We start from the raw sequence: 26,800 nt of genomic DNA, 5'->3' as shown, positions 1-26,800 counted from the left end.
TATTATCTCCTTTAATCCCAAATATTGGTTTGATAGATTTCTTCAGTGGTCTCTGCGATATCTTCTGTCAAAACAGTGATATGACCCATTTTACGCCCGGTTTTCGCTTCTTCTTTGCCATAGTAATGGAATTGCCAAGCAGGTTTTGTGGCAATCAGCTCATACGTTTCTGTCAATTCATCGCCTAAGACATTGACCATGACTGCTGGTGAAAGCAATGACACTTCTGGCAATGGCCAGCCACAGATCCCCCGGATATGGGCATCAAACTGACTCATGGAACAAGCTTCGATCGAATAGTGACCAGAATTATGCGGTCGCGGTGCCAACTCATTGACATACAAGCCGCCACTTTTAGTCAAGAACATTTCGATGGCTAAAACGCCTTGCAGATCCAAGGCCTTCGCAATAATATGAGCGATCCGTTTGGCTTCTTCGGCAACTTCTGGATCAATGCGCGCAGGAGCGATCGTTTGATGCAAAATATTGTTGCGGTGGATGTTTTCTACCACTGGGAAAGTGGTAAAGGTTTCTCCATTACCAGCAACTAAAATCGACAATTCTTTTTCAAAAGGAATCCACGCTTCTAATTCGCACGTCCCTTCACGCAGTAAGTTCATCGAAGGCGCTAAGTCCGCGGTACTGTATAACACGTGCTGCCCTTTTCCGTCATAACCGCCTCTAGTCGTTTTTAACACACAAGGATAACCGATACTGTCGATGGCATCTTGGATATCCGTTGGACTGATGATCGTGGCATAAGGTGCAATCACGATATTGTTAGCCTCTAGAAATGACTTTTCTAATAAACGGTCTTGAGTGATTGCTAACAGATCAGTCCCTTGAGGGATATGGGAATAAGGCAAAATGGAATTCAATGCCTCGACACTGACATTTTCGAATTCATAGGTGATCACGTCGGCACGTCGAGCCATTTCTTCTAAAGCAAACACATCATCGTAGGCAGCAACAATATGCCAATCAGCGACTTGGGCTGTTGGACAATTGGCAGTAGGGTCTAAGACGCCAACCCGAAAGCCCATTTCTTTGGCACTCATTGCCATCATACGACCTAGCTGTCCTCCGCCAACGATTCCGATCGTTGCGTTGGGCATTAAAGGTTTAATCAAGTTGATCACTACTTTCCAATACAATTTCTTTTAATGTATTTCTTCGCGCGTTTAATTTCTCCGCTATCTCTAAATCATACATGGAAAGCATCTGCGCTGCAAGTAGTCCTGCGTTAGTTGCGCCAGCTTTTCCGATCGCTGTTGTTGCCACTGGTACCCCAGCTGGCATCTGCACGATCGATAGTAGGGAATCCAACCCGTTTAATGCGCGAGATTGTACAGGCACACCAATGACGGGCAACGTTGTTTTCGCTGCGACCATTCCTGGCAAATGAGCTGCTCCTCCTGCTCCAGCGACAATGACTTTGATTCCTTCTGCACGAGCAGTTTCGGCAAATTCGAACATCAAATCTGGTGTACGATGTGCCGAAACGACTTTTTTCTGATAAGGTATCGCTAACTCATCTAAAATCAAGCAGCACTCCTTCATTGTTTCCCAATCTGACTTGCTCCCCATAATCACTGCAACTGCTGGTTTCATTTGATTTTCCCTCCAACGATTTTTTACTAGTTTCTTCTGAAACAAGCTCAGAAGTATTTTCTCACGAAATTAGTTTGTTAGCAGCAGTTTGTCACTGCAACCCAACGCCCCTTGCATAACACATTATGACTAACAATCACTTTCACCTTTAAATAGTAACGAGTTGCCGGAGCAATGTCAAAATATTTTCGAACTATTTGCTAGTTTAACTTTGTATCGTTCGTTTTTATGGCTAAGAAAACTATTCAGTCTTTCTGTTTGGTAGGAAAAAGACAAATAAAGGAACAATACAAAAAATCCAGACGAATCCTCGTCTGGATCAAATCAACTTACTGTTGCAAGCTCAATTCCGTCACTTCGTCTGTTTCTTTCGGCAATCCATTGAAGAACAGATTCAAAACAATGGCTGTCAAACTACTCATGACGATCCCATTGCCTGTAAACATTTGGACGGTTTCAGGCATCTGACTGAATAAGGTTGGCATCATATTGAACCCTAACCCAAAACCGATCGATACCGCAATCACTAACAAGTTCTTGTCATTCATAAAATCAACTTTGCTCAGCATTCGCATCCCTTGAACAGCGACCATGCCAAACATCACTAACATGCCGCCTCCCAGTACTGCTTCTGGAATGATTTGCGCAATGGCACCAACTTTTGGAAACAGCCCTAATACGATCAAAAAGATAGCTGAAAAGAAAATCGGGCGTCGCGTCTTAATGCCTGAAAGTTGAACCAAACCTACATTTTGTGAAAATCCAGTATAAGGGAATGTATTGAAGATCCCCCCAAGGATCACCGCCAAGCCTTCCGCACGATAGCCGCGCTTTAAGTCATTGCCTGTAATCGGTTTTTCAGTAATATCTCCCAGCGCAAAATAAACGCCAGTGGACTCTACCAGACTCACGATGGAAATAATGATCATCAAAACGATCGACCACAGATCAAAGGTTGGTAAGCCAAAATAAAAAGGCTGAGGCAAATGAAACACAGGCGCGTGGGCGATGGCAGAAAGATCCACCAATCCTAAGAGCGCTGCTAAAATGGTCCCACCGATCAAACCGATCAAAACGGCAATCGAGCGAATAAAGCCTTTCCCAAAGACCTGCACCCCAATGATCAAGGCAATCGTCACAAAGCCTAACAATAAATTCGTTGGATCACCAAAGTTAGCAGCTGCAGCATCGCCGCCACCGATTTTAGTGATGGCGACTGGAATCAAGGTCAAGCCGATGACGGTAATCACGGTTCCCGTCACCAATGGCGGAAACAAGACTTTGATTTTCGAAAAAATGCCAGCGATCAGAACAATGAAAATCCCAGCGGCAATGATCGCTCCGTAAATCGCACTGATCCCTGATTTGGTGCCAATCAAAATCAATGGGGAGACCGCTTGGATGGCACAGCCTAAAACGACTGGTAGGCCGATCCCGAAAAAGCGGGTAACAACTAATTGCAAAAGCGTAGCGATTCCGCACATGAAAATATCGATCGAGATCAAATACGTCATCTGAGCTTCATTGAAGCCCAGACCTGTTCCAATCAACAAAGGAACGGCAACAGCTCCTGCATACATCGCTAGTAAATGTTGCAAGCCTAAAACTGCTGAACGGCTATTCGTTTCTTTCATTAGGCATCTCCTTCTAAAAAGCTGACTTGTCCCTCAGACAATGAGGCGATCCGTGCTAGTGAAACAACAGGAATCCCCATTTCTTCAAGTAATTGTCGACCACTTTGGAATGATTTTTCAATCACGATACCGATACCGACGACGTTGGCTCCTGCTTGTTGACACAGTTCGATCAAGCCTTTTGCTGCTTGTCCGTTTGCTAAAAAATCATCAATAATCAAGACCGTATCCTCTGAAGACAAAAATTTCTTGGAAATCGATACTTGGCTGGTCACTTGCTTGGTAAAGGAATAGACAGATGCAGTCAGCAACTCTTCATCCATTGTCAAACTCTTTGCTTTACGGGCAAAGATCATTGGTACTTGTAACTGTTCTGCAGTATAAAGGGCTGGTGCGATCCCTGAAGCTTCGATGGTCACTACTTTTGTGATGCCGCTTCCTTGAAACCGTTCCGCGAAGACTGCACCGATTTCTTTCATCAACTCATAATCCACTTGGTGGGTCAAAAATTGGTCCACTTTAAGAACCCCTTCGCCCAGCACATTTCCGTGTGTTTTGATACGCTCAACTAATTTTTCCATCCTAGCTCTCCTCGTTCCTTTCTATTCCATCCTGAAAAAAAAGACACTCTTTTTGCCAAAGCAAAAAAAGTGTCTAACAGGCACGATTTTTACTTATAGTCCGATATTTACGGTATCGGGTAGAGACTGTCGACCATATTTCGACGATATACAAGTAAGTTTTAAATGATAGATTCGATTATGCCTGTCTTTGATTAAAAACACAAGCATGGAATGCCCTTTATAAATAAAAATATTCTCATTTGTGGATCATTTCCTACTCTGGCTTCTCCATATCGCGATAGTGTTCCATCTTTTTACTGAAAAGCTCCCCATTGGACGGCGGCGTGTAGGTGATGGCATTCGCGCCTGCTTCAATCGTTTCTAAGATGCTTTCATCGGTTGGTCCACCGGTTGCGATGATCGGCAGCTTCGGATATTTTTTACGGAAGAAAGCCACGGTATCTGCTGTGTCCTTGCCAGCACTGATATTGATGACTTTCACACCAGCTTCAAGCTTGGCATCAATTTCGGTATACTTACTCGTTACGGTACTGATAACGGGAATATCTACAACTTTACAGACTTGCTCCACAGTTTTCAGTGGCGTTGGTCCGTTTAAGACGACCCCGATCGACCCTTGGGCTTCAGCAAACATGCTCATATAAGACGAGCGAAATCCTTGGGTCAAGCCCCCGCCGACACCAGAAAACACTGGAATGTCCGCTGCTTCGATGATTGCTTTCGTAATTGCTGGGTGTGGTGTAAAGGGATAGACCGCAATCACAGCATCCGCATTTGTATTACGGATGATCGCAATATCCGTTGTGAAAATAATGGAGCGGATTTGTTTTCCAAATATTTGAATACCGCTAGCCTCTCGAATAACTTTAGGCACTTTCACGATATCTTTACGCAAATCGGTGGTGATTTTTGGCATATATTTTTCTTCCATAAGCAGCCAACTCTCTTTTCTTATTGATCAAATCGATTCAATTGGTAGGTTTCAATTACTTGAATGATTTTGCTGGCATAATCCGGATCCGTTGCATACCCTGCATCTTGTAATGCTTGTGCGGCACTGCGGTAGTCGTTTGCTGTCAAGACATTTACATAAAGTGCAGGATTCCAATCCACACCATTTACAAACAACATTGTGTGATCATCCATTGATTCTTCCCAAGTATCATAGACACGAAAATCTCCTTGAATCGTGACCCATTCTCCATTATAAAACTCTTGGGTATCTAATGTCACCTTTTTTGAATGGCCAAACGACTTAATTCCAAATAAATTATTGTATTCACTGGCTAGAGAACTTTGACCCCAATCTGATTCAAGAATTGCCTGTCCAATAATGATACTTGGTAAAATCCCGTAGCCCTTTTGCAGTTCTTGTGCGTAAGGAGCGATGCGATCAATAAATTCTTCATGGGAGATGGCTTCCGTGTTTGTTTCTTCCTCTTTGGGAAGGGGGTCTGCCAAACTATTTAAGGAAAAAATAAAGGCAATCCCAATCAAGAATAACCCTAGAAAGACTAATGGGAAACGAGTCTTCTGTTTTTTTCGTCTTGCGCTCATTTTTTCACTTCCTTTGTCTGACTAAACACATTTTCAGAAAACAAATTGCCTCCATTTAGCAACAACTCATCTTGTGTAAGCTCACTGCTTTCTTGACTTTTAGCAAGAGACCCCTCATAGATCCAGTCCTCTGCCAAAGGATCTTCCCATTCGTGAGAGGACAGTTCTGCTTCTTTTCGAGCGATGTGTTCTTTTGCTTCTTCCAGAAACTCTTCAAAGGTCAACTCCTGCTCCTCAATGTAGATTGCCACTTCGACCCCTACATATCGTAGATGCCAAGGCTCATAATCGATTTGCGTAATAGCATGTTTTCCTTTCGGGTAACGGATGATAAACCCATACTCTCTTGCATGAGCTTGTAGCCATTTTCCACCCTCAGTATCACCGAACCCCTCATTGAGCAGTTCTCCTGTATGATTTTGATACCAATTTTGATCCACAACATCAACAGCAAGCCCAGTATGGTGTTCGCTATAGCCAGGCTCAGTAAAGGTCAGTTTCGTGATCCGAATTGCTTCTTCTTTTGTATGACCTTGACTCATCAGGGTGTTGACATTGGCATTGAATATCTCCTCTTGATACGCGACTGAACGGTAGGCAGAGACCATCACCAAAGGATGTCCTGCAGCTTTTGCGGCATCTGCCAGCTTTTCATAAGCTGAAACGATGCGTTGATCGACGAGATAGCCATTCGACAATTTCCCTAAATCTTTTTGGGCAATTTCGCTTTTGATTTTATTGTTTGGGCCTACCAAAACCAATGACCAATCATCCAATGAGACAGTTGGAAAATCCTCTTCGTTCACTTCATCACTAGCACTTGCTTGATCTTGTGACTCTTGCGTGTTCCCATTTGGCTCTTTTTCATTTGTTTCTGTTGTTTCACTCGTTGTTGCTTGATCTGTTGAACGAGCGATACTTGCACTCTTTGTTGGGGTGACTGCGGTCACTCGGTTCACTTGAATGGTTAAAAGAACCAGAAACAAGAAGCCCGCCGCCGCAGCCATTCCATAATACTTTTTCAAAAAATATCCTACCTTTAGTTGTAAGTTTCTTCCAGATTTTCTTTGACCCACTCCAACAGTTCGATTTTTTCATTGCGAATTTGCTGCTGAACAAAAGCGGGCAATCGGAAGTTTAGTATATCATCATAACCCCACTCATCATACGTAATACTGACTCTCAAATCAAGGTATTGGGCTGTTTCTTCAGATTCTGTTAACAATTCGACTTTCGCTAAATCGCTTGCTAACCACGTTCTGGCAATTTGAGTCTTCATTTTTTTGAACTCGACGACCGCTTGATTGCGTTTTTCTGGATAAATGACGGTTTGCCGAATGATTTTTTGGATCAACATCCATTCATAATCTGAAAACAGCAGCTTCACTTTCTGATTTTCAGCAGGTGACAGACTCATTGTGCCATTTTTCCATGCTTCCCATTGCTCCTCGGTGATGCCTAATTGTGTTTCATAAAACTGTTTTTCTGATGCGTATTGCTCGATGATGGTATTTAAAATAATTGCAATTGATACATTATGCATATGTTATCCCTCCTCTTCTATATTTTACTGAAAGTCAGCCGTAATGGAAACTTTTTGCGATTGTTTTTGATTATTTTAAAGAATTGATTTCTTTTGTTATACTAAATACGAAGGAGATGATCAATGATGAAAAAATACCGTTGGGGAATGATTGGCCTCGGAGATATCGCAACGCAATTTGCTGCTGGCTTTTCTAATGAAGCAAGTGAACTGTATGGGGTCAGTGCCCGGAGTTTCCCTAAAGTCCAAGCATTTGCTGAGAAACACTCTATTCCCCATGCTTATGAAAGCACAGATGCCATGTTAGAAGATCCGCAAATCGATATTGTTTATATTGCAGTACCTAATGATCTTCATCATGAATTTATTATGAAAGCTCTGATGGCAGGAAAACATGTCCTCTGCGAAAAAGCCATCACCACCAGTGCCGATGAGCTAGCGGAAGAACTAGCCTTAGCCAAAGAAAAAAACCTAATCTTAGAAGAAGCAATGACGATTTTCAATATGCCGGTTTATGCTCGGTTGAAGGAAGAGATCGATGCCGGACGCTTAGGAAAATTAAAAATGATCCAAGCACCATTTGGCAGCTACAAAGATCCAGACCCAAGCAATCGTTTCTTCAATCCAGATTTAGGCGGCGGTGCTTTATTGGATATCGGTACGTATGCTGTTTCATTTGCCCGCTTTTTCATGACGGATACACCAGAAGTGACGTTTAGCAGCATGAAGCCCTTCTCTACAGGTGTGGATGAACAATCAGTCACGATCCTACAAAATCCAGCCGATGAAATGGCTAGTGTCACGCTGACTTTTCAAGCGAAAATGCCTAAAACCGGTATCGTCGCTTTCGAAGAAGGATACATTACCGTAGATGAATACCCTCGTGCGGACAAAGCCGTGATCCATTTCCGAGATGGAACAAATGAAGTGATTGAAGCTGGCGACAGCAGTCAAGCCCTTAATTATGAAATTGCCAATATGATCAAAGCCATCGATGGCGAGATCGAAGGATCGATCCATTTGACCACTGATGTCATTGACGTTCTTGATCAAATGCAAGCTTTTTGGGAACAGCAGTAAAATGAAAAAGACTCCTTTTTGGGAGTCTTTTTTTAACGTGCCATTGTTTGCATTTGTTCAGAAAAGTCGGCTTTGATTTCAATAAAACTTTTAAAGGTTTGCAGAAACTGAAACAGCTGAGCGCGATTTTCAAACTCTGCTCTTGTTTGGGGCAATGGCTTTTGTCGATAATCTTCATAAAGCGCAGCAATTTTTGCCAAGATCTCTTTCCCATCGTTATTTTCGTGAAAGGACTCGGCAGTAAAGGATAGCAACTCTTGAAACGCATTTGTATAGGCTTCTTCTACCCAAAACAACTGCAATAAGTCAACCATTTCTAAGAGTAAGCGTGCCTGACTTTGGCGCATGGTAAAGTACTCTTCATAATAGGAGGCTTCTCCTCGCCATTGATTTTCACTATGCACCATTGCTTGTTGTTTGCCTTGCTTGATATCCCCCAAAAGCGTTTGGCAAACCTGGGGAAGCGTCGCCTTTTCTTTTTCAGTCAACGCAATCGACATGTCTTTTAAAAGACTTTTAAACGTTTCTTCCACTAATTGCTGTCTTTCTTTCAATGCTCGTTCGCCATCTGGCATATATAAATTGAACAAAAGTGCAAAGCCAATGCCAATACTCATCAATAAAAAAGCATTCCCAATCAGTGGCCAAGCAAACGAACGTTCCATCATATAATGGGTCACCAAGACAGAATTGACGACGATCCCATCGGTCAAATTGAAATAGACAGCGGTTGGGATAAAGAGAAAGAGAAAAAGAACAAATCCTATCGGCCCAAAGCCTAATAAATGGAAGCTGACAAAAGCTAAGAGTGTTGCGATCGCCAAAGAGATCAAACGCCCGATTCCCGTAAAAAGTGACGTTTTCTTTGTATTGCCGACGCTTAAAATGGCGATGATCCCTGCGGCTGGCGCATACAAAAGACCGATCTGTTGTGCTAGAAACATTGATAAACCAGCAGCAATCGCCGTTTTCACGGTCCTCATTCCGATTTTCATTTTTGTCACCTCCTGTGAAAAGTATACTAAATTGTGAGGAATAAGACTAGAATTTCTCAACTGCTTTGGGTATGATTAAGTAAAGGGGGCATTTGACCATGAAACTGGGGCGTTTTCGCTTAGGTATGCGAACGATAAAAACAGCCATCGCTGTCATGCTTTGTATTCTGCTCTTTCATTTTCTTGATCGTGGCCAACCATTGATTGCTGCCTTGTCGGCTGTCTTTTCTTTGCGACAAGACCTGACCACAACGATCTCTTTTGGTAAGTCACGGGTATTAGGAAATACGATCGGTGGTGGTACAGCCATTTTTTACTTTTTGACGAAGCAATATTTTCAAAATGACTTTCTGATCGAATTGTTTGTCTTGCCAGCGCTAGTCATTTTTGTCATCGTTTTTTCAGATGGCATCAATAACAATTCTGGCATTATCTCTGCTATTGCGACGATGCTTTTGATCACTTCCAGTGTCCCTCAAGGGGAATCGATCATCTTCGCCTTAGACCGTGTATTGGACACCTTTATCGGCACGTTAGTTGCCCTATCGATCAATTTCGTCATTCGACCACCTGAGGAAGAGAAAAAGGATGAGATCCAAGAAGATCTGGTGGTGCTGAGGCAAAAAGAGCTTGAACTAAAAGCCATGCTAGAAGAAGTCCAAGGCGAGATTTCCGAACAAGAAAAACAAGAAAAATAAAAACAGCCTTTTTCCAGAATCATTCTGAGAAAAGGCTGTTTTTGTTACTCATTGGCTTTCAGTGCATCAATCATATTGACATGTTTCAGTTTGAAATACATTGCGATCCCTACCACGCTTGAAAATAAGCAGGTCAATCCAGCGGCATACACATAGCTCATTGGTTCGACTGTCGGTGAAAACATGGCGATATCGACTTCGATGGTCTGTAAGACAAATTGATGCTGAAGCACCCCTAATAATAAACCAAATACAATGCCGAAGATCGTCAGAAAGATATTTTCACGAAAGACGTACATGGTCACTTCTCGATCATAAAAGCCCAATACTTTGATGGTTGACAACTCGCGAATGCGTTCCGCTATATTGATGTTGTTCAAGTTGTACAACACGATAAAGGCTAATGCCCCCGCAGACGAGATCAAGATCCAGATGACGATGTTCAAGGTTGCGGTCGTGTCATCTAAGGCATCCGCTGAAGCTGAGAGGAAGGAAACATTGATGACATTGTCTTGTGCCATCAAATCAGCCGCGATCACTTCTTCCTCCGATTTCGTCAAACGCTGACTGAATTTCAATAACTCACTGTTGTAAGAAGGGGCGGCCTGAAAGATCTTTTGATACGCATCTGGGGTCAAATAAGCAAAATGCCCTGTGTAGTTTTCTGCGATTGCAGCCACATTCAGTTCAAATGCTTCGCCGCTTTCATTCGTCAACGTTATCGTATCACCCACCGATAATCCAAACAACTTAGCAAGCTTTTCATTGATGATGGCGCCCTCTCCTTCTAGCTCGTAAGCTTCTCCTGAAACCCGATCATTCAAGTGGACAAATCCCGATAAAGCCGAAGGATCTTCTGGCACGGTGACGGTTACTTCTTGCTGCGTGCCCCCCGATTGAGCCAACGTCAGACTTTCCGTATGCAAGAATAACCCTGCTTCAAAGCCTTCAATATCTTCTGCGGCGGCTTTTGTTTCACTCATTGCTTCCGAATCCTCATCATCAAAGGTGATCACCGCCTGATACTGCCAGATTTTCTCAAACTGTAAAGGAATGATATTGCTGATGGAATCTCTTAGACCAAATCCAGTCAAGATCATGGAGGTACATCCCGCGATCCCTAAGATGGTCATGAGCATTCTTGACTTGTAGCGAAACAGGTTTCGCATTGTAACTTTTTGAATAAAACTTAAGTGCCGCCATATAACGGTGATTCTTTCTAAGAGAATTCGTTTTCCTGTTTTGGGTGCCTTTGGTCGTAACAATGAAGCCGATGACTGTCTTAAATCAAAACGTAAAACCAGCAGCGCGATACCGATGGTGCAAAGCAAGCTGACTCCCACAGCAATCAATGAAAGCCGCAAATACCATGGGGTGTCATACTCCGTGAGATTGTAAAGCGGTCCATAAGCTTGAATGATGATTGCTGGAAAAAAGGAAAAGCCGACCGCTAGACCCAATACAGCACCTGTGATGCCTGCTGCAGAGGAATAAAGCAAAAATTTCTGTCCAATCTCCCAGTTACGATAGCCTAATGCTTTCAATGTACCGATCTCACTACGTTTTTCATCGATCATCCGCGTCATGGTGGTTAGACTGACTAACGCTGCAATCAAAAAGAAGATAACTGGGAAAATCGTCGCTAACGAAGAAACCCGTTCCGCATTGTCTTGGTACTCTGAATAACCAGGATTCGCATCGCGGTTCGCGACACGATAAACTGCCGGTTTTAGATCCAATAATTCCTGCTCTTTTTCAGCAACTTCTTTTTTGGCATCTTCAAGTTTTTCGCGTTCTTTTGGTGCTCTTTCTTTAAATTCGTCAAGCTTTTCTTGAAGGGTTGCTTCGTTTTCTCGATATTCTTGCCAACCAGCAGCTAATAAAGACTGACCCTTGGCTTTTTCAGAAGCTAAGGTCTCACGAGCGTCGCTCATCTGCGTCTCTCCTTGGGTGATCTGGGTCTGCGCTTGTGCCAATTCTTGGCGCCCAGCTCTGATTTGGCTCCAGCCAGTATTGACTTGCTGTTGTGCCTGCTGAAGTTGCGCTTCTTGGTCATTGATCGCAGCCATTTGCCCAAGTAATTGCGCACGTTGTTGCTCGCCTTCGGCAATGAGTGGGCGCAATGTATCTTCAGCTGCCGTCAGCATAGTAGCAATCATCGTTTCATCGATTTCCTCCAGATCAGGAATCGGACCAAGGACATCTGTCGGCAGGTTCAACTGTGCCAGAGCCGCGGTTACTTGTGCATAGACGGTAGGCAGCTGGGCCATTTGCTCCTCTGCAGAAAGTTGACCCACACTTCTGATTTGATCCATGCCTTGGTATGCCAGCGCCAGTTGCTCCTCTACCTGCTGGATGCCCCTTTGTAGTTCAGGTCTTTGTGCCAAAACGGGTGCCAACTGAGCTTGGGCTGACTGTACTTGGGCTTCTTGCTGAATCAATGCTTGTTCATTTTGATCTAGCAGGCGTTGATTTTCGATCAATGCCTGTTTCCCCTCAGCTAATTTTTGCGCTTCTCCATTCAATTGCTCTTGGGCAGTTTGAATCTCTGTCTGAAAAGCTGCTTCTTGTTCCGTCAACTCCTGATGCGCCTGCGCCAATTTCTCTGTTGCGTCTTCAAGTTCCGCTTGCGCTTGCTGCAATGCTTCTTCGCCATCACGAATCTGTTCTTTGGCCTCATCAATGGCTGGTTGCGCTTCATCGATCAACTCTTGCCGCCGTCCTTGTGCCCGCGGAGCCAACCGTTCTTCTACTTCATCACTTACTTGATCCCTTTTTGTCTGATATGCTTCTGAATAGCTAGCCACTTGCGATAGCTCATCAAAACGAACTAACAATCTAGCATACGCAGTTTCTTTAAAATCTTCTTCTGGAATTACTGCAAAGTAATCGACCGTTCCATTCCCAACGGTACTATTGCCTCGATGAAAATTCTCAATAAATTCGGGACTATTGACAAAGCCAACGATCGTGTAAGTGTGCGTTTCTAGCTGGTTTTCACCGTTTTCTGGCAGTTCGAAAGTTTCATCTAGTGCAAACCCACCGCTGCTTTGTGCCGCTTGATCCAAAGCAATTTCCCCTGACTTTTGCGGCAATCGACCAGAAGTCACCTGATATTGATTGACTTGCCGCTCCTTCGAAAGGGAAAAGACACGGATCACGGCACGGTGATTTTCGGCATTGATATCGGCGATCTGCTCTGCTTCAACAGACGTAACATCAGGCATTTCTTCAATGATTTCCCGATCGGCAGTCGACAACCCTAATGTTGACGCAATCGTAAAGTCCGCTAATTTCTGGCGAGCAAAATAATCTTCAGCTGCTTGTTCCATATTCGGACCAGTTGCACTGATCCCCACAAAAAAAGCGACCCCTAAAAAGATAATGCCTAATATGGACAAAAACCGCCCGGGTGCTTGCCTGATTTCACGTAAACTGGAACGTAATAATGTTTTTTTCATAGGCATTTACCAAGAAATAGAGGCAATTGGAATCGGATGAGTATTTTTTTCCATCTTGCGGACCTTTGCATCATTGATATGGATCACACGATCAGCCATGGGAGCCAATGCGCTGTTATGTGTAATGATCAAAACGGTCGTCCCAGTCTCGCGAGCCGTTTTTTCTAGAATTGCTAGAATCTGTTTCCCCGTTTCATAGTCAAGTGCCCCAGTTGGTTCATCACAAAGCAGCAATTTGGGCTTCTTCGCAATAGCACGAGCGATCGTGACTCGCTGCTGCTCGCCACCAGACAATTGCGCTGGAAAGTGATCCAAGCGATCACCAAGCCCAACTTGGGTCAAGATCTCAGCTGCATCAAGTGCCTCTGGCACGATTTGTGCTGAGAGTTCAACGTTTTCTCTGGCTGTCAAATTAGGGACCAAATTATAAAACTGAAAGACAAAACCGACATCTTTGCGGCGATAGGTCGTCAATTGTTTGGCATCAAAGCCAGCAATATCTGTTCCATCAACGATCACTTTGCCACTATCACATTGATCCATTCCGCCTAATATGTTCAAAACGGTGGACTTACCAGCGCCACTTGGACCAAGGATCAGTGCGATCTCTCCTTTTTCTACGGAAAACGAAACACCATCATTAGCAGCAATAACCGTGTCGCCCATTGTGTATTTTTTCACTTCTTTCACAACTTCGATATAACTCATTATGTTCCTCCAAGAATTCCAGCGCCGCATGCGCTTTCTCGCTTAATAGTGTATCATACTTATTCCTGCGAAAGAAACAGCAAAAAAGCAGCTCATTTTATCAAATTAAAAAATCTGAGACAAAATGATGCTCATTCTGTCCCAGAATCGATTTTACACTTCCATCTCATTTGATTGACAAAGAACAAAAACCAATCATTGTGCTTGGTCGGCAATTCTTCGCTGGGTTTCTTCCCAAAGTTTTTGCGCTTGCTGCCGCTCATCAAGGATCTCCGTCGGCACTGCCTGACGATCGACAAAGTAGCGCCCGCTAGTGCCAGCCACCTCGGGGCTTAGTGCCAAATATATCGCTGTATCAGACCCTTCCTCAGGTGTTTTGAAAAAAGGCGTGAGCATTTTGTAGACAGATTGACCAAATCCTGTCTGTCGGCTGACCCCTAAGCTCGTCGCCACAGCTCCTGGATGCAAGGCATTGGCAGTAACGGTCGTATTGCGCAGTTGAAACGCAAGCGCATCTGTAAATAAAATCAGGGCTTTTTTTGAGCGGCCATATTCCCGCCAAGGCAAAAAATTCGCCACATCGAAAAAGCGCTGATCCTTTTTCTTTACAAATTTGTAAGCACCAGAAGCAACATTAACGATCCTACCAGCATCCGCACGTTTTATTAGCGGCAATAACTGACGGGTCAGTTCAAAATGCCCCACGTAGTTTACGCCCAGCATTTGTTCAAATCCATCGGCTGTTCGCTCTTTTTTTAAATTGACGATGCCCGCATTATTGATCAGTACATCCAATTTCTCAAAGCGGGCGTTGATTTCAGCGGCTGACTTGCGTACGCTAGCCAACGACCCCAAATCACCGACCACTAGATCGATGCTTGGATTGCCTGTCTCTTCCTTCAAACGTTGCTGTGCTGCCTGTCCTCGTTCGGCAGAACGGCAATACAAAATCACATGCATCCCCAATTCTGCCAATTGTTTGGCTGTTGCAAAGCCCATGCCAGCGTTGGCACCCGTAACTAAAATCGTCTTCAATTTGCCACCTTCCCCTTCTAAGAATACCGTTTTCTTTCATCATAACTGAAAATAAAAAAATCTGCTCAAAAAACAGATCAAGAGAAGCTCTCTTCTTGTTTCTTGAAGCAGATTGTTTCATTTTATGCTTGGTAACGGCAAACACCATCTAAATAAGTGGCTGCTAAATTCATTTCTTGATCCAAAACAATGAAGTCAGCTGGACGACCTTGTTTGATCATACCGCAAGCGTGGTCGATCTTGCAGCTGATCGCTGGGATCAAGCTGGCCATCATGACCGCTTCTTGAGGGGTAGCAATTCCCCATTCTACAACATTTTTCACGGCTTCTTTTAGTTTCAAGATGCTGCCAGCAAGATTGCCTGTTTCCATTCGAGCCGTGCCATCTTTTACCACTACAGGAAATTCACCTAAAATGTAATCACCGTCTGGCATACCGCCAGCCATCATACAGTCGGTGATCAAGGCCACATGGTCGTGACCAGCTTTTTCCATCAAGATCTCAGCTGCTTGAGGATGCACATGGTGGCCATCACAAATCAACTCAGAAAAAACTTCTTTTAATGAAAGTAAGGCACCGACCATTCCAGGTTCACGATGGTTTAATCCGCGCATTCCGTTGAAGGCATGAACAAAGACACTGGCACCAGCTTCTACTGCTGTTTGCGCTTCTTGTAACGTTCCGTTACTATGCCCTAGTGCAACCACTACGCCTTCTTCTGTCACTTGCGAAACAAACTCACTCACACCTTCGCGCTCAGGAGCCAAGGCGATTTTCTTGATAATTCCACCAGAAGCTTCTTGCCATTCATGGAAGGTATCAATATCAGGATCACCAAAGTAGATCGGATTTTGTGCCCCTTTATGTTCTTCAGTAAAGAACGGACCTTCAAAATAGATCCCTTGGATTTTTGCTCCTGTAACTTCGTCTTTGACTTTCCCAACGGTTTCAGCAACATCCCGCAATCGTTCTTTGCTAGATGTTAAGGTTGTCGGTAAGAACGATGTCACACCACAAGACAAAAGACCTTCTGACATGGCTTTGATGCCTTCTGCATCGTTATCCATCACATCATGGTTCATAAACCCGTGGATATGAGTATCCACAAGCCCCGGTGCTACCCATTTGCCTGAATAATCTTCTACGTCTGCACCAGCAGGGACTTCATCGACGATTGCGCCGAATTTTCCCTCCTTGACCTCCAAGTAACCAGGGCCATGAACCGCTGATTTCAGAAAGAATTTGTCTGCGTAAATATATTTATTCATCTTGATCGCTCCTCTATTTCTTTTCTTCCTTAAAAGTACTCTTATTTGCAGCAGAAGTCAAGAAAGGTCTACACCACTTTGTCAGATTGGCGAATATCCATGACGGCACGATACAGTTGAAAACTTTTTTCAGCTGCTTTTTCTTCTTTTAGTCTTTGAAGCAATTGTCCTTTTAGTTCAAACAATTCTTCTAGAAAATACAAGCTATTTTTCTCTCTCGCTAGAGCAATGCCTTCGTTGGTTACTTTTAGCGCGCGACAGTCTTCTTGTTGCTCTTTTAAAAAGACCGCATAGTTGTAATAAATTTTGGTCAGCGCTGTAGACAGTCGCTCCGGCGGCAAGGCATGCATGGCATCGTAGGCTTTTTCTAAGTAAAAACGCGCCTCACCCAGTTGCAGCAAGTCACTATAGACACGACCCATGCAGCTCAGGATACGAATTTCCATCACCGAAACATTGGTCTTATCCTGTTGATAGGAATAGGCCAATCCTTTTTTCAGCGCCTCAAGGGCGGCATCATAGTTTTGATCGAGAAAATAATCACAGCTGCCTAGATAGTAGTAATACATTTGCATATCTGAATCCAGATACAGATAATCCTTGATCGCCTTGTCTTCCATTTTTTCCCGCATTTCTTGAAATTGTTTATGGACAAAATGTGATTCGATTTCGGCAAAGATTTGATTGGTTTTGTTGATCTCTTCCGAATGAAGCATCATTACTTGATCTAAGGTGACGCCTAAGCGTTGGCAAATTTGATACATCACCCAGACATTGGGCAGCTCTTCGTTGTTTTCGATACGACTTAACACACTTTGCGAACAAATATCTTCCGCTAACATCTTCTGGGTCATCTTTCGTTTCAACCGAATTGAACGGATATTTTGACCAAAAGATTCATCTCTTTTTTTCATAATCGTCCTCCAGGGGGAATTCTAAAAAAATCGAACGTTTCTTGTCAAAAATGCGAATTCGCATTTTTAATTTTCTTTATTTTAGCACATAATGACAAAAAGGAAAGCAATTTCAAGAATGTCTTGTTATTTTTCCACAATTTCAAATGAGGTGTTAAGATGACGATCGACAGTACGATCTTTTTTACATGGGAAGGCAAAAAATACCAAGGGATCATCGAACGGGAATATGAAAATTCGGTCCTCGTTCAAGTGACCGATCCTAGTGCTGAAATGCTGGATAAGTTTACCAATCGGATGATTGTCAGCAAAAAAATTTGTCAACCAGTTACCGAATAAAAACATAAGCACCGCTCCCTCACGATCGCTGAAGGAGCGGTGCTTTTTCATGTACTTACTTCTGGCGATACGCTGCCAAGAATTCTGTCATTTTTTCAGCAGTCGTTTTTAAATCTTCCATATTAGGAAGGTAGACGATACGAAAATGATCGGGCTGTTGCCAATTGAACCCACCGCCGTGCACCAACAAGATATGGTGTTCATGTAAAAAGTCGAGAACAAATTGTTCATCATTGGTAATGTTAAAGCGCTGAATATCAATTTTAGGAAAAATATAAAAAGCTGCTTTCGGTTTCACTGCTGACAATCCAGGAATATCATTGATCGCCTTGTAGATAAACTCTCTTTGTTCATAGATTCGACCACCTGGCAGCAGCAGCTCATCGGAGCTTTGATAGCCGCCTAATGCAGTCTGAACGATTTGTTGCGATAAAACATTGGAACACAGCCGCATCGAAGACAACATATTCAAGCCTTCGATATAGTCTTTGACATTGGACTTATCCCCGCTGAGAACCATCCAGCCAACGCGGAAGCCTGCCACTCGGTGAGACTTAGACAAACCGCCTAGCGTCACAACGAAGCGATCTGGTGCTAGTGTAGCAATCGGTACATGGACATAATCATCCATGACTAAACGGTCATAGATCTCATCGGAGAAAATGATCAAGTCATGCTCACGAGCAACCTCGACGATTTGTTGCAAAACTTCTTTCGGATAAACGGCGCCGGTGGGATTATTTGGATTAATAATGACGATGGCCTTCGTCTTGCTGGTTACTTTGGCTTTGATATCCTCGATATCAGGATTCCAATCTGCTTGTTCATCACAAATATAATGGACGGGTTTTCCGCCAGCTAATGAGATCGAAGCAGTCCACAAGGGATAGTCTGGCATCGGCACGAGCACTTCGTCCCCATTGTTACATAACCCTTGCATACACATCGTGATCAGCTCGGAAACACCATTACCTGTGTAAATATCATTGATGGTCACATCAGGAAATTTTTGTAATTGATAATATTGCTCGATCGCTTTACGTGCCGAGAAAATCCCTTTTGAATCAGAATAGCCTTCCGACTCTCGCACATTCATAATCAAATCTCTAACGATTTCATTTGGGGCTTCAAAGCCAAAGGGCGCGGGATTCCCCGTATTTAATTTTAAGATACTGATGCCTTCTTCTTGCATCCGATCAGCTTCTTCTAAAACAGGGCCGCGTACATCATAACTGACCCCTTCAAGTTTTGACGACTTTGAAAATTTCTTCATATTCCATTTCTCCTTTAACCATAGGTCAACGTCAGGTTATTGGTTCTCGTCGTTGATCTCTTTTCAGATTGAACCTATTATAGCAAAAAAATTTTAACTGTGGCGAAAATTTTTCACCTCTCGGTCGAGAGCGCTTGCCCTGCGTTCATCCACTGAATTTGGTTCATTCAGGAATTTTCAGGAAAATACTTCAAGTACAATTCATTTAACGCCAAATGCCCCACCGAAAAATCAGTGATTCCTGCTGCGATAAAGCGTTGCGGCAACTGCGGATCGCTGATTTCTACTAGATAGATCCGCCCTTGCAGATCGATAGTCACTGTCGTTAGCTCTGGAAAAGCCACCAAGAAATCCGCCGAGTCCGTCTTTACATACAACGGTTCATTGACTAACGACTTGCGACCAAGGTATTCGTGAATGATCTTACCATCTTTTAAAAACAAGACCCTATCCGCGTAAGAATCTAAATTCGTCAGAATATGCGAAGCGATCACGATCGCTTTCTTTTGCTCCCGCAAGGCTTTCAACACGTTAGAGATCAATTCGACATTTGTCGGATCTAAGCCATTCATCACCTCATCCATCAGCATGTATGGCGTATCTGTCACGATCTGCATCGCAAAACACAGACGTTGCCGCATCCCCAGCGAATAGGTTCCCACTGGGCGTTTGATATAATCGCTCATTCGCAAACGAGCAATCGTTTCTTCCACCAAGCGTTCCTCTGAACGCCACATTCGCTGATACAGTTTCAAATGCTCGAGTCCGCTTAAATCATTGTACAAATCATTTTGGTCAGGAAAAAATGAAATTTGTTGATGCGCTGCCACTTCTGATTTTTTGGTCACATATACTTGACTGCCGTTTAAAAATACTGCGCCTTCATTCGGCTGGATGAAATTCATCGCCACATTCAATAGTGTGGATTTCCCAGTGCCGTTAGGGGCGACTAACCCGACGATCTCCCCGGGAGAAAAAGCAACGGAAAGTTGATCCAATACTTTTCTCGTATATGTGACAGTCACATTTTTCAGTTCTAACATATCGTTCCTCCTATGCCAAATGAAATTTTTTGCGTTGGATCGTCAAATAGAAACACATTTCGATCAGAAGCCAAACCCCGCCTAATAAAAGTAAGCCTTTTTCCATCGTAAATCCTGCAGAACCAAAGTAAAAGCGTGTCCAGCCTGAAAGGACTTGTCCCACATTTTGATACAGATAGACATACAGCGTTTTATCAAGGTAGGCACTAAACCAGCGTCGTTGGAAAAGAAAGGGCGAAAGCAAACAAAAACCAGCCACAAGCAGATTAATCAGTTCTGAACGAAACAGGGCACTGAACAGCAAGATGCCGCGACAATAAAGAAACTGCAAGAAAAGCGTTGCTAGAAAACATTGACTTAAAAAAAGACCGATGGCTTGTGTTTCAAAAGCATTGAAATCTGTGATCGGGTAGCGGGCATCAAAGGTCGATGATAAAATCGTGACTGGCAGCTCAAAGGAACCAAAGCCGAATTGAATACCAGAGCCAAACCAGATAAAGAACATGGTTCCTAGCGTTGCGATTGCAGAACCAACCATCAACGCTGCCGTTTTACTCCAAAGGATCTCTTCTGCCGATAATGGCAGTGAAAGAAACAGGGATTTATGTCTTCGTTCTTTTGGTAAACAATCGATCGCCAAAAATAAAGAAACAGCAATTAATAGAATCGGTAAATATTCAGTAAAGCTTCGCTGTAATGCTTGCACCCCCGTTTTTTGCTCCATGACTGCTTGAGAGAGTTTGCTATTGGGCAGCTGGCTAAAAGCCTCCATCAGTTTTGCGGTTGATGCATAGCCGAAGCGCCCGTCATACCCAGCATAGTAATTTCGAAACGTGTAATAATCAGGGGTATAAAATATATTTCGTTCATCGGTAAATTGCAAAGCGAGATGGTACCAAGTACTTGTGCTTTGTGCATAAGCTTGCCAGTCTTTCTCGGCTAGCGCGTCGAGCCGTTGTTTTTCTGCCTCATTCCATGGGCTAAACATTTCGACTGCCATGAATGCCGACCAATGGTCAGAGGGATTGGCTGCTTGTTGATCAAGAAAATCTTGTCGCACGGTATAGCGTTGTTGCATTTCTGTTTTATCTACTCGTTCAATCGGGCGAAAGTCTCTTTGCCAAAAACTGTAAACGCCGCTGTAGATCAGCAGCAAGCAAAAAAGGCCAATGGTTTTCTTGCTTTTTAACAGCTGGCGTAATTCAAAGAAAAAATAGTCTTTCATCCTTTGCCTCCTCTCAACAAGCGATTCTGTTTATCCGCAACGAGCATGATGCTTAAACAAAGGAAGATCCACACTAGCGTCAGCAGCCAACTGGCATAGACGCCCCAAGAAGTGCCAGAGCCCAAAGCAAAGGCACCCGAATAAAATTTATCCATAGCAGCTAGATGAACTGGTAATATAGGGATCTTTTGCAGCATCGGAATCAAGCCGAATCCATAAAAAAGCACCAGTAAAAAGAAAGAGACGTATCGATTGGCTGCGACCATGTTCATGACAAAGCCTAAGCATTCGATCAAACCAATCAGCAAGGCAAAAGAAGCCATACTAGATAAAACGCTCTGCCAAAAAGGTAAGGCTGCCCAATCCCCACTGAGATAGACGGCTACTGGATACTGCCAATCTCCGAACTCCCCCAGAAGGCTCATTGAAAGAAAGACGCCTAAGAAAAACACGAGCAAGATTCCTAAATTGGTGATCGTTTTGACAAAAACCTTACTGACCATCCGAATCGGGAAAATCTGTGGGTATGAGCGGATCAAGGAGAAGTGTTCTCTTTCTTCTAATAAATTGTCACTAGCAAAAAAAGCCCAGAAGAAGAACCCAAAATTCAGTAAAAACGTTATTGCCAAAGCGACAGCCGTCTGGGTATTGGCAGCCGTGAGAACCGGATCTTTTTCTTGCTCGGCTAAGGCTTGATAGACCGTTTGCTCTTGTTCGATCGACCACATCGGCGGTAAAAACGCTTTGTCATCAACTGCAGACGCCCAAATCTGCTTTTTTAGCTCCGCCATTTGAATACTCGTTTGATTAAATCGTTCGTATTCCTCCATAATCAAGTTGGATAACTGCCGTGAGGTCAGTGTATTATTTTCAAGCAAAAGTTGATACACCTCTTGCTCATCAGGCGAGCCCGACTGATTGGCTTGGTAGCGATCAACAAGTCTTGAGGCTTCGGCTTTTTCTGCAGTGATCGTGGCGGGCAAGTTGATGGGTTCCATTAGTTTCAAATAAACGGAAAAACAGCAGCCTAAACTAAAGGCACCCATGAGTAGGAAGATAAATATTCTTTGTTTCGCAGATTTGGCTAATTGGTTTCTAAAGTAATTCATTTGCTCTCCTCTCAAAAAATCATTCATTCTTTTAGCATACCGTTTATGACAAAAATTGCAATCCATTGTCTGAATATTCTTTTAAATAGCTCTTGGAAAAGTTATTGACAAACCTGTCAAAAATCAGGTAAGATATTTTTTAGACGCGGTGTGACAGAACTACTTCAGCCTGCGTTACCTTCTATAGTATTTGCGGAAATGACGGAATGGCAGACGTGCAAGATTGAGGGTCTTGTGAGCAATCGCTCGTGTGGGTTCAAATCCCATTTTCCGCATCCTTACAGCTTCCCCTTTTGGGGAAGCTGTTTTTTTTTCACAAAAGATTCCCCCCTGGCGATCCTTCAATGAATTCTCTCGATCGCTTGATCTTGAGCACCTACTCCTCAAAAGTTGATAGTAATCCTCCTTTCCCAAAACACAAAAAGTCCGATAGAAATTCTTTTATCATTGCATTCATAGATATTTTTCATATAAAATGAACAATATAACGATTATTGATGAAAACTAGTTCGATGTTCCGTCATTTCTTATTAGCGTGTAAGAAACAGTTTCTTGAATGAACGAGTGATGGAAAATCTTTTCAGCATTTATTCCATTCACCTGACTTCTTCCTTCCCCCCGATGACCAAACAACAAACCTCTTCCGACCGTTTTCTCAGTTACTTTCGATAGAAAGAAGGAGCCTAATGAAAAAAAGAATACTGATCACCCTATTGTCATTCGTTATTTTGCTTATCGGCTGCGGCAAGGCAGATGAAGAACTGTCAGAGACCGTTGCACTTGGCATCGAAGCACGACTGGAATATACAAACCAGTCTGGAACGGGCTGGGCCTATTATCAACCTGCGACCTTAGAATTGCTGATTGCCGGCAGCCAAGCCGAACTGGCTATTTTGGAAGAACTTGATTCTTCCGACGAAGACCTTCAGCAATTGATCAGCCACACGAGTGATTTGATGGCAACCGCTGAACGAGCACTAGTGGAGCGTCGGATCGATGTCCCTGCTTGGTTTGCTGCCCGCATTGGTTATAGCCAGGCTCTGGCTGCGATTCATGAACGGAGCCCTATCATTCTCAGTAATCAAGACAACCTCAACAGTCTACTGGAGGTAGCAAACGAAACGATTCCTGAAGCCGACCCACGGGAAAAGCTGGGGCTTTTAGCAGACGATATCGAACAGCTTCAACAGCTCACAGAAGATACGCTTACTCTTCATCGCAGGATTGAACTTGACGATGGACTCACTGCCACTGTTTACCACACAAGGGAAACGAATGTTGACGTCTTGGTTTTTGCGAAGTCCGATGAGCAGTACGCATCTGGGTTTACTGTACTTAATCGGGAAACTGCCGACGAGCAAAAAGCTGCCTTCTATGAAACGATTTTACGAGCGCTGGTCATAAATATTCCTCGTGAATCCTTGATGTTTATGAATCGATTCGATCAATCTTCTGATGAACATCAGTTGGCGGTGATGACCTATGGCTTTGATCATGACATTGACCAAGACATGGTCGCTACCGTTTATCAGCAGCTTCAATAAGCTAGCGCCAAACGCAAAGCCAGCAAAACAATGATGAACAAACTCAGACCGAGAGTAAGAAATCTTCAGAACAAAGACGAGGGATAGCCCGTGCCAAAGCCTATACTAGACGGATGACTTTTCCCGTACTCGCATGATACGACAACTAGAATTTGAGGGCGTTTCCCATGATGATGCGCAATGGGCAGTGGACCATCTCACTATCGATTGGAACGAACAAGCGTTGCAAAAAGCAAACAGCTACCGTCTCAGGATGAATCTACCTCATGCCAATATCCGTCGTTTATTGGCTTCAGAAGTCTTTTCAGCAGAACAAATCGACTCTGCGATGACAACCATGGATAATTACAAACTAACAAAAAAAGGAGCATCGCGATGCCCTTATGTTGCCCCTTATATTGTTGCTATTTTTTATACCCAAGAAAAGTCTTTATTTGATGCGTTCATTCGAACAAAATGGTGAAGTTTACCAGAGACTCACGAGGAGGAGAAAAATGAAAAAACAAGTTTTGTTGCCTTTATTACTAATACTGTCCCTGATTTCAGGATGTGGAACGATAAATTCAACAAGTCCTGAGGAACTTTCTGAGCGCATTGGTGCCGCTTTAGATGCCGGTTGGGAACATACCTATCATGCAGAAAATCTTACTTATGAGTTAAGTATTGAAAATCTCGAACTGATGATTCGAGGCAAAGAAGCAGAATTGGCCTTTCTAGAACAGGTCAATAGCAACTCAAAACTCAAGGCGGCATTCATTGAAAACACAGAAAAAATGATCGCACTTGCTCAAGAAGCGATCGAAGCTCGCTATCTAGATATGCCCAGTTGGGTTGCCGCTCGGAATGGCCGGATCGAAGCCTTACTTGCCCTCCATGAGGAAAGCCCGATCATCGTCAGTAGACGAGCAAAATTGCAAGAATTATTCAACGAATACGAAGAGGATTTGGCACTAGTGACAGTTGGGGCAAACAATCCACTTGACGATGAAGAAGCGATCAATGAAGATTCACGAGAAAAGCTTGGTTTTACACCTGATACACTTGAACACTTACACCAACAAAGCGAAGACCAAGAAATCGAGTGGCAGACCGCTATTGATTTGGCGAACGGTGTGACCATGAATGTCTTTTCAACAAAACATGAGCCAGTGGAGATTCTCACATTTACGAATGCTGGCGAGACCTATCCTTCCGCAATCACTTTGTTTAATGGCCAAACGACGGAAATCGTTCCCGAGATAATGACTCCTTACGAAGCCGTTTCCGCTTATTTTAACGAAATAGCCGCTGCTGTTTATGAAACGATTCCATCTGGCTATCTATTTCTGGTTGAATCACTATGGCTTGAACTGGAAAACGACAATCGTTTTCACTTCAGAACCTACGTGTTTGATAACGAAGTGACCGAGGAAACGATTTTAGCAGGGTTTCATCGCACCCCGACTGTAGCAGCACGCTATGAGCGCGAAAACAATGCGACAGAACGAGAACGTGAAGCCTTTTTCCTCGTTAGAGCGCAAGGAAATCGTCGCTTTTATTCAAAACAAGAGATGGCAGAACTGTTAGAAACAGAAGGTTTTACTGCGGAGGAAACACAATGGGCACTAGAAACCCTCGATGTAGATTGGTATCGCCATGCTTTAGGACGCGCCAATCAATCCCGTCGGGTGTTAGGAATCCGCCAAAGGAATATGGCTGCTCATCTTGAAGGGAACGGCTTCTTACCTGATGAGATCGAATTTGCGATCAAAAACATGGACAATTAGTATGTAAGGGACGAGACAAAACTTCCCATTTTTTCTTAGCGTAAACAAAAAACCGACCAATCTTCCTGTTTAAGATTGGTCGGTTTCTTTATTTTTTGGTTTTGATTGGTACCATGGCTTTGCGCCGATGCTGCTTCATTATTGCTTGAAGACCATAGACACCAACTCCGATAATTCCTGCAAAAGCCGAAAAAGCAATAAAAATCACAGGAGACGCCCCACTTTCTATTAATTGTTTCCCTTGGACAAAGAAAAATAAGCCCATACTGATCAATAATGCTAGAAATAGTGACTGTCCCGCCCCGTTTTTTTTCATGCTTGCTCTCCTTTTACTTGATTATAGGTTATTCTCTCATTTCAAGAATGAAAAAACCTCCATCTTAAGGCTGATTCTTTCTTTCAATGATCAGATTGATCCCATTCGGATCAGTCAAATGCAAGCGGCTTTCTGTTTCTAACCCATAAGAAACGCCACTTGCCTTGAGATGACTTCGTAATGTAGAAAAAGCCAAAGCTGGCAAAACGATCGTAAAGTACGCTAAGCCTAGATCCTTTTCTTCCATAGCTGGAACATTTCTTCCCATCCAAATATTCGATCCGATATGGTGATGATACGCACCAGCAGCAAAAAACTTTGCTTGGCTACCAAAATCTGAAGTCAAACGCATGCCTAAAACTTGAGTGTAGAATTCTTCTGTTTTTACCAAGTCCGCCACTTTCAAATGGACATGCCCTACCGTAGTGCCAACTGGAAAGGTCGTTTGAGATCGGTCAGCGGCTCCCAGCACGCCTTGTGCGTCCATTTCGACAGTAACGCCTACGATCTCACCGTCTGCTCGAATATCCCATTCACTCTTTGGTTTGTCACGATACACTTCGATCCCGTTTCCTTCTGGATCGGTCAGGTATAACGCTTCACTATACCCATGGTCGCTGGCACCATCGAGGGGGGCTTTGGCCTCCAAATAATGAATCAGCATATTTCCTAGGTCTTTACGGCTAGGCAAAAGAAATGCCGTATGGAAAAGGCCTGTTTTCCGTGTCAAAGGCAACGGATCACTTACCTTCTCTAGAACTAAAAGCTCTTGCGCTCCCACGCCTAATCGCGCGTGATCTACACTTTGTTCCAATAAAGTCAGACCGATCACGTCCGAATAAAACTGGCTCATTTTTTCTATGTTTGCTACTTTTAAAACGACTTTACCAATTGCGGCAGTTGCATCGATTTGATAAGTTGATTGAATCATGGTCATCGCTATTTCCTCTTTTCTAAACAGTTACGTTCACTTGTTACTTTAAGTATAACACTAACTTTTAGTAAGTAAACAAATCTGCTTGTTTAGCAACGGAGCAATCGACTGCTCGTTGCTTCATAAATCGTGTCTTCAACAGTCGCAAGCAGTGAAGAACCAA

At 43.4% G+C, this 26,800-nt stretch carries 26 protein-coding genes, 1 tRNA gene and 1 riboswitch; of the genes, 7 read left to right on the top strand and 20 right to left on the bottom strand.

Annotated elements, in window-relative coordinates; all coding sequences use genetic code 11:
* Window positions 1-11: 11 nt before the first annotated feature.
* The 8 genes from purK to CO692_RS14855 all read right to left on the bottom strand — a co-directional run bounded on the left by purK (window position 12) and on the right by CO692_RS14855 (window position 6,929).
* Window positions 12-1,139 (bottom strand): 5-(carboxyamino)imidazole ribonucleotide synthase, encoded by a 1,128-nt coding sequence (gene purK / locus CO692_RS14890; RefSeq protein ID WP_015509893.1) that lies wholly within the window; start codon window positions 1,137-1,139, stop codon window positions 12-14.
* Complete coding sequence (purE, locus tag CO692_RS14885) at window positions 1,123-1,611, bottom strand: 5-(carboxyamino)imidazole ribonucleotide mutase (RefSeq protein ID WP_010749580.1); 489 nt, start codon at window positions 1,609-1,611, stop codon at window positions 1,123-1,125. Before purE ends, purK begins: the two co-directional genes overlap by 17 nt.
* Window positions 1,612-1,940: 329 nt before the next feature.
* Entirely contained in the window at window positions 1,941-3,245 is a 1,305-nt protein-coding gene (locus tag CO692_RS14880; RefSeq protein WP_010749579.1) for a nucleobase:cation symporter-2 family protein, read from the bottom strand.
* Window positions 3,245-3,826, bottom strand: coding sequence for a xanthine phosphoribosyltransferase (locus tag CO692_RS14875; RefSeq protein WP_010749578.1), 582 nt, complete (start codon window positions 3,824-3,826; stop codon window positions 3,245-3,247). The genes CO692_RS14880 and CO692_RS14875 overlap by 1 nt, the downstream gene beginning before the upstream one ends.
* 76 nt (window positions 3,827-3,902) lie before the next feature.
* A riboswitch (purine riboswitch) is annotated at window positions 3,903-4,000 on the bottom strand.
* 82 nt (window positions 4,001-4,082) lie between these two features.
* On the bottom strand, window positions 4,083-4,760 hold the full coding sequence (locus tag CO692_RS14870; RefSeq protein ID WP_010749577.1) for a hypothetical protein: 678 nt from the start codon (window positions 4,758-4,760) through the stop codon (window positions 4,083-4,085).
* A gap of 20 nt (window positions 4,761-4,780) precedes the next feature.
* On the bottom strand, window positions 4,781-5,386 hold the full coding sequence (locus CO692_RS14865) for a glycoside hydrolase family 73 protein (RefSeq protein ID WP_005229997.1): 606 nt from the start codon (window positions 5,384-5,386) through the stop codon (window positions 4,781-4,783).
* Complete coding sequence (locus CO692_RS14860) at window positions 5,383-6,393, bottom strand: M15 family metallopeptidase (RefSeq protein WP_096742879.1); 1,011 nt, start codon at window positions 6,391-6,393, stop codon at window positions 5,383-5,385. The genes CO692_RS14865 and CO692_RS14860 overlap by 4 nt, the downstream gene beginning before the upstream one ends.
* A 32-nt stretch (window positions 6,394-6,425) precedes the next feature.
* Window positions 6,426-6,929, bottom strand: coding sequence for a hypothetical protein (locus CO692_RS14855; RefSeq protein WP_005229993.1), 504 nt, complete (start codon window positions 6,927-6,929; stop codon window positions 6,426-6,428).
* Between the two features lie 123 nt (window positions 6,930-7,052).
* Here CO692_RS14855 and CO692_RS14850 point away from each other — a divergent pair, with 123 nt between their 5' ends.
* A complete protein-coding gene (locus tag CO692_RS14850) occupies window positions 7,053-8,009 on the top strand; it encodes a Gfo/Idh/MocA family protein (RefSeq protein WP_005229991.1) in 957 nt (318 codons plus the stop codon).
* A gap of 32 nt (window positions 8,010-8,041) precedes the next feature.
* Here the strand turns inward: CO692_RS14850 and CO692_RS14845 are convergent, their stop codons facing one another.
* Window positions 8,042-9,004 carry an aromatic acid exporter family protein gene (locus CO692_RS14845; protein WP_015509896.1) on the bottom strand — a complete coding sequence of 321 codons (963 nt, stop codon included), beginning with the start codon at window positions 9,002-9,004 and terminating at the stop codon, window positions 8,042-8,044.
* Window positions 9,005-9,102: 98 nt separating this feature from the next.
* On the opposite strand from CO692_RS14845, the gene CO692_RS14840 reads away from it, so the two are divergent.
* Complete coding sequence (locus CO692_RS14840; RefSeq protein WP_005231932.1) at window positions 9,103-9,702, top strand: FUSC family protein; 600 nt, start codon at window positions 9,103-9,105, stop codon at window positions 9,700-9,702.
* A gap of 44 nt (window positions 9,703-9,746) precedes the next feature.
* Here CO692_RS14840 and CO692_RS14835 read toward each other — a convergent pair whose 3' ends face one another.
* From CO692_RS14835 to CO692_RS14815, 5 genes are all read right to left on the bottom strand, one after another.
* Entirely contained in the window at window positions 9,747-13,169 is a 3,423-nt protein-coding gene (locus CO692_RS14835; RefSeq protein ID WP_096742574.1) for an FtsX-like permease family protein, read from the bottom strand.
* Complete coding sequence (locus CO692_RS14830; RefSeq protein WP_015509898.1) at window positions 13,170-13,871, bottom strand: ABC transporter ATP-binding protein; 702 nt, start codon at window positions 13,869-13,871, stop codon at window positions 13,170-13,172.
* A gap of 195 nt (window positions 13,872-14,066) precedes the next feature.
* Entirely contained in the window at window positions 14,067-14,906 is an 840-nt protein-coding gene (locus CO692_RS14825) for an SDR family oxidoreductase (protein ID WP_096742573.1), read from the bottom strand.
* A 122-nt stretch (window positions 14,907-15,028) separates the two neighbouring features.
* A complete protein-coding gene (gene nagA / locus CO692_RS14820; protein ID WP_096742572.1) occupies window positions 15,029-16,174 on the bottom strand; it encodes an N-acetylglucosamine-6-phosphate deacetylase in 1,146 nt (381 codons plus the stop codon).
* 68 nt (window positions 16,175-16,242) lie between these two features.
* Window positions 16,243-17,088 (bottom strand): helix-turn-helix domain-containing protein, encoded by an 846-nt coding sequence (locus tag CO692_RS14815; protein ID WP_015509901.1) that lies wholly within the window; start codon window positions 17,086-17,088, stop codon window positions 16,243-16,245.
* Window positions 17,089-17,247: 159 nt separating this feature from the next.
* Here CO692_RS14815 and CO692_RS14810 point away from each other — a divergent pair, with 159 nt between their 5' ends.
* Window positions 17,248-17,427, top strand: coding sequence for a hypothetical protein (locus CO692_RS14810; RefSeq protein WP_005229977.1), 180 nt, complete (start codon window positions 17,248-17,250; stop codon window positions 17,425-17,427).
* Between the two features lie 55 nt (window positions 17,428-17,482).
* On the opposite strand, the gene CO692_RS14805 is transcribed toward CO692_RS14810, so the two are convergent.
* The 4 genes from CO692_RS14805 to CO692_RS14790 form a co-directional block, all read right to left on the bottom strand.
* Window positions 17,483-18,700, bottom strand: coding sequence for a pyridoxal phosphate-dependent aminotransferase (locus CO692_RS14805; protein ID WP_005229975.1), 1,218 nt, complete (start codon window positions 18,698-18,700; stop codon window positions 17,483-17,485).
* A 167-nt stretch (window positions 18,701-18,867) separates the two neighbouring features.
* Entirely contained in the window at window positions 18,868-19,743 is an 876-nt protein-coding gene (locus CO692_RS14800) for an ABC transporter ATP-binding protein (protein ID WP_005229973.1), read from the bottom strand.
* A gap of 10 nt (window positions 19,744-19,753) precedes the next feature.
* The gene (locus CO692_RS14795) at window positions 19,754-20,968 is read right to left on the bottom strand and encodes an ABC transporter permease subunit (RefSeq protein ID WP_096742571.1); all 1,215 of its coding nucleotides are present in this window, start codon (window positions 20,966-20,968) and stop codon (window positions 19,754-19,756) included.
* Window positions 20,965-22,077, bottom strand: a complete 1,113-nt coding sequence (locus CO692_RS14790; RefSeq protein WP_096742570.1) for a hypothetical protein — start codon at window positions 22,075-22,077, stop codon at window positions 20,965-20,967. The genes CO692_RS14795 and CO692_RS14790 overlap by 4 nt, the downstream gene beginning before the upstream one ends.
* 192 nt (window positions 22,078-22,269) lie before the next feature.
* Between CO692_RS14790 and CO692_RS14785 the strand changes: the two genes are divergently transcribed.
* From CO692_RS14785 to CO692_RS14775, 4 genes are all read left to right on the top strand, one after another.
* Window positions 22,270-22,352: transfer RNA gene (locus CO692_RS14785), tRNA-Leu, on the top strand.
* A gap of 411 nt (window positions 22,353-22,763) precedes the next feature.
* Complete coding sequence (locus CO692_RS17980; RefSeq protein WP_226818170.1) at window positions 22,764-23,621, top strand: hypothetical protein; 858 nt, start codon at window positions 22,764-22,766, stop codon at window positions 23,619-23,621.
* 133 nt (window positions 23,622-23,754) lie between these two features.
* Window positions 23,755-24,084, top strand: a complete 330-nt coding sequence (locus tag CO692_RS17975) for an Ltp family lipoprotein (RefSeq protein ID WP_226818168.1) — start codon at window positions 23,755-23,757, stop codon at window positions 24,082-24,084.
* A 31-nt stretch (window positions 24,085-24,115) separates the two neighbouring features.
* A complete protein-coding gene (locus tag CO692_RS14775; RefSeq protein ID WP_096742569.1) occupies window positions 24,116-25,387 on the top strand; it encodes a hypothetical protein in 1,272 nt (423 codons plus the stop codon).
* Between the two features lie 88 nt (window positions 25,388-25,475).
* Here the strand turns inward: CO692_RS14775 and CO692_RS14770 are convergent, their stop codons facing one another.
* Both CO692_RS14770 and CO692_RS14765 read right to left on the bottom strand, forming a co-directional pair.
* Window positions 25,476-25,703, bottom strand: a complete 228-nt coding sequence (locus CO692_RS14770) for a hypothetical protein (RefSeq protein ID WP_005229963.1) — start codon at window positions 25,701-25,703, stop codon at window positions 25,476-25,478.
* A 64-nt stretch (window positions 25,704-25,767) separates the two neighbouring features.
* Window positions 25,768-26,640, bottom strand: a complete 873-nt coding sequence (locus CO692_RS14765; RefSeq protein ID WP_096742568.1) for a VOC family protein — start codon at window positions 26,638-26,640, stop codon at window positions 25,768-25,770.
* Window positions 26,641-26,800: the final 160 nt, after the last annotated feature.

The organism is Enterococcus sp. FDAARGOS_375, from assembly GCF_002393265.1.
Taxonomy (GTDB): domain Bacteria; phylum Bacillota; class Bacilli; order Lactobacillales; family Enterococcaceae; genus Enterococcus_D; species Enterococcus_D innesii.
This window is presented reverse-complemented; position numbering and strand designations above follow the sequence as displayed.

Excerpts from the sequence above, each read along its gene's own strand:
- purE (WP_010749580.1), bottom strand. The coding sequence starts at position 1,611 with ATGAAACCAGCAGTTGCAGTGATTATGGGGAGCAAGTCAGATTGGGAA.
- CO692_RS14880 (WP_010749579.1), bottom strand. The coding sequence starts at position 3,245 with ATGAAAGAAACGAATAGCCGTTCAGCAGTTTTAGGCTTGCAACATTTA.
- CO692_RS14875 (WP_010749578.1), bottom strand. The coding sequence starts at position 3,826 with ATGGAAAAATTAGTTGAGCGTATCAAAACACACGGAAATGTGCTGGGC.
- CO692_RS14870 (WP_010749577.1), bottom strand. The coding sequence starts at position 4,760 with ATGGAAGAAAAATATATGCCAAAAATCACCACCGATTTGCGTAAAGAT.
- CO692_RS14865 (WP_005229997.1), bottom strand. The coding sequence starts at position 5,386 with ATGAGCGCAAGACGAAAAAAACAGAAGACTCGTTTCCCATTAGTCTTT.
- CO692_RS14860 (WP_096742879.1), bottom strand. The coding sequence starts at position 6,393 with ATGGCTGCGGCGGCGGGCTTCTTGTTTCTGGTTCTTTTAACCATTCAA.
- CO692_RS14855 (WP_005229993.1), bottom strand. The coding sequence starts at position 6,929 with ATGCATAATGTATCAATTGCAATTATTTTAAATACCATCATCGAGCAA.
- CO692_RS14850 (WP_005229991.1), top strand. The coding sequence starts at position 7,053 with ATGATGAAAAAATACCGTTGGGGAATGATTGGCCTCGGAGATATCGCA.
- CO692_RS14845 (WP_015509896.1), bottom strand. The coding sequence starts at position 9,004 with ATGAAAATCGGAATGAGGACCGTGAAAACGGCGATTGCTGCTGGTTTA.
- CO692_RS14840 (WP_005231932.1), top strand. The coding sequence starts at position 9,103 with ATGAAACTGGGGCGTTTTCGCTTAGGTATGCGAACGATAAAAACAGCC.
- CO692_RS14835 (WP_096742574.1), bottom strand. The coding sequence starts at position 13,169 with ATGCCTATGAAAAAAACATTATTACGTTCCAGTTTACGTGAAATCAGG.
- CO692_RS14830 (WP_015509898.1), bottom strand. The coding sequence starts at position 13,871 with ATGAGTTATATCGAAGTTGTGAAAGAAGTGAAAAAATACACAATGGGC.
- nagA (WP_096742572.1), bottom strand. The coding sequence starts at position 16,174 with ATGAATAAATATATTTACGCAGACAAATTCTTTCTGAAATCAGCGGTT.
- CO692_RS14815 (WP_015509901.1), bottom strand. The coding sequence starts at position 17,088 with ATGAAAAAAAGAGATGAATCTTTTGGTCAAAATATCCGTTCAATTCGG.
- CO692_RS14810 (WP_005229977.1), top strand. The coding sequence starts at position 17,248 with ATGACGATCGACAGTACGATCTTTTTTACATGGGAAGGCAAAAAATAC.
- CO692_RS14805 (WP_005229975.1), bottom strand. The coding sequence starts at position 18,700 with ATGAAGAAATTTTCAAAGTCGTCAAAACTTGAAGGGGTCAGTTATGAT.
- CO692_RS14800 (WP_005229973.1), bottom strand. The coding sequence starts at position 19,743 with ATGTTAGAACTGAAAAATGTGACTGTCACATATACGAGAAAAGTATTG.
- CO692_RS14795 (WP_096742571.1), bottom strand. The coding sequence starts at position 20,968 with ATGAAAGACTATTTTTTCTTTGAATTACGCCAGCTGTTAAAAAGCAAG.
- CO692_RS14790 (WP_096742570.1), bottom strand. The coding sequence starts at position 22,077 with ATGAATTACTTTAGAAACCAATTAGCCAAATCTGCGAAACAAAGAATA.
- CO692_RS17980 (WP_226818170.1), top strand. The coding sequence starts at position 22,764 with ATGAAAAAAAGAATACTGATCACCCTATTGTCATTCGTTATTTTGCTT.
- CO692_RS17975 (WP_226818168.1), top strand. The coding sequence starts at position 23,755 with ATGATACGACAACTAGAATTTGAGGGCGTTTCCCATGATGATGCGCAA.
- CO692_RS14775 (WP_096742569.1), top strand. The coding sequence starts at position 24,116 with ATGAAAAAACAAGTTTTGTTGCCTTTATTACTAATACTGTCCCTGATT.
- CO692_RS14770 (WP_005229963.1), bottom strand. The coding sequence starts at position 25,703 with ATGAAAAAAAACGGGGCGGGACAGTCACTATTTCTAGCATTATTGATC.
- CO692_RS14765 (WP_096742568.1), bottom strand. The coding sequence starts at position 26,640 with ATGACCATGATTCAATCAACTTATCAAATCGATGCAACTGCCGCAATT.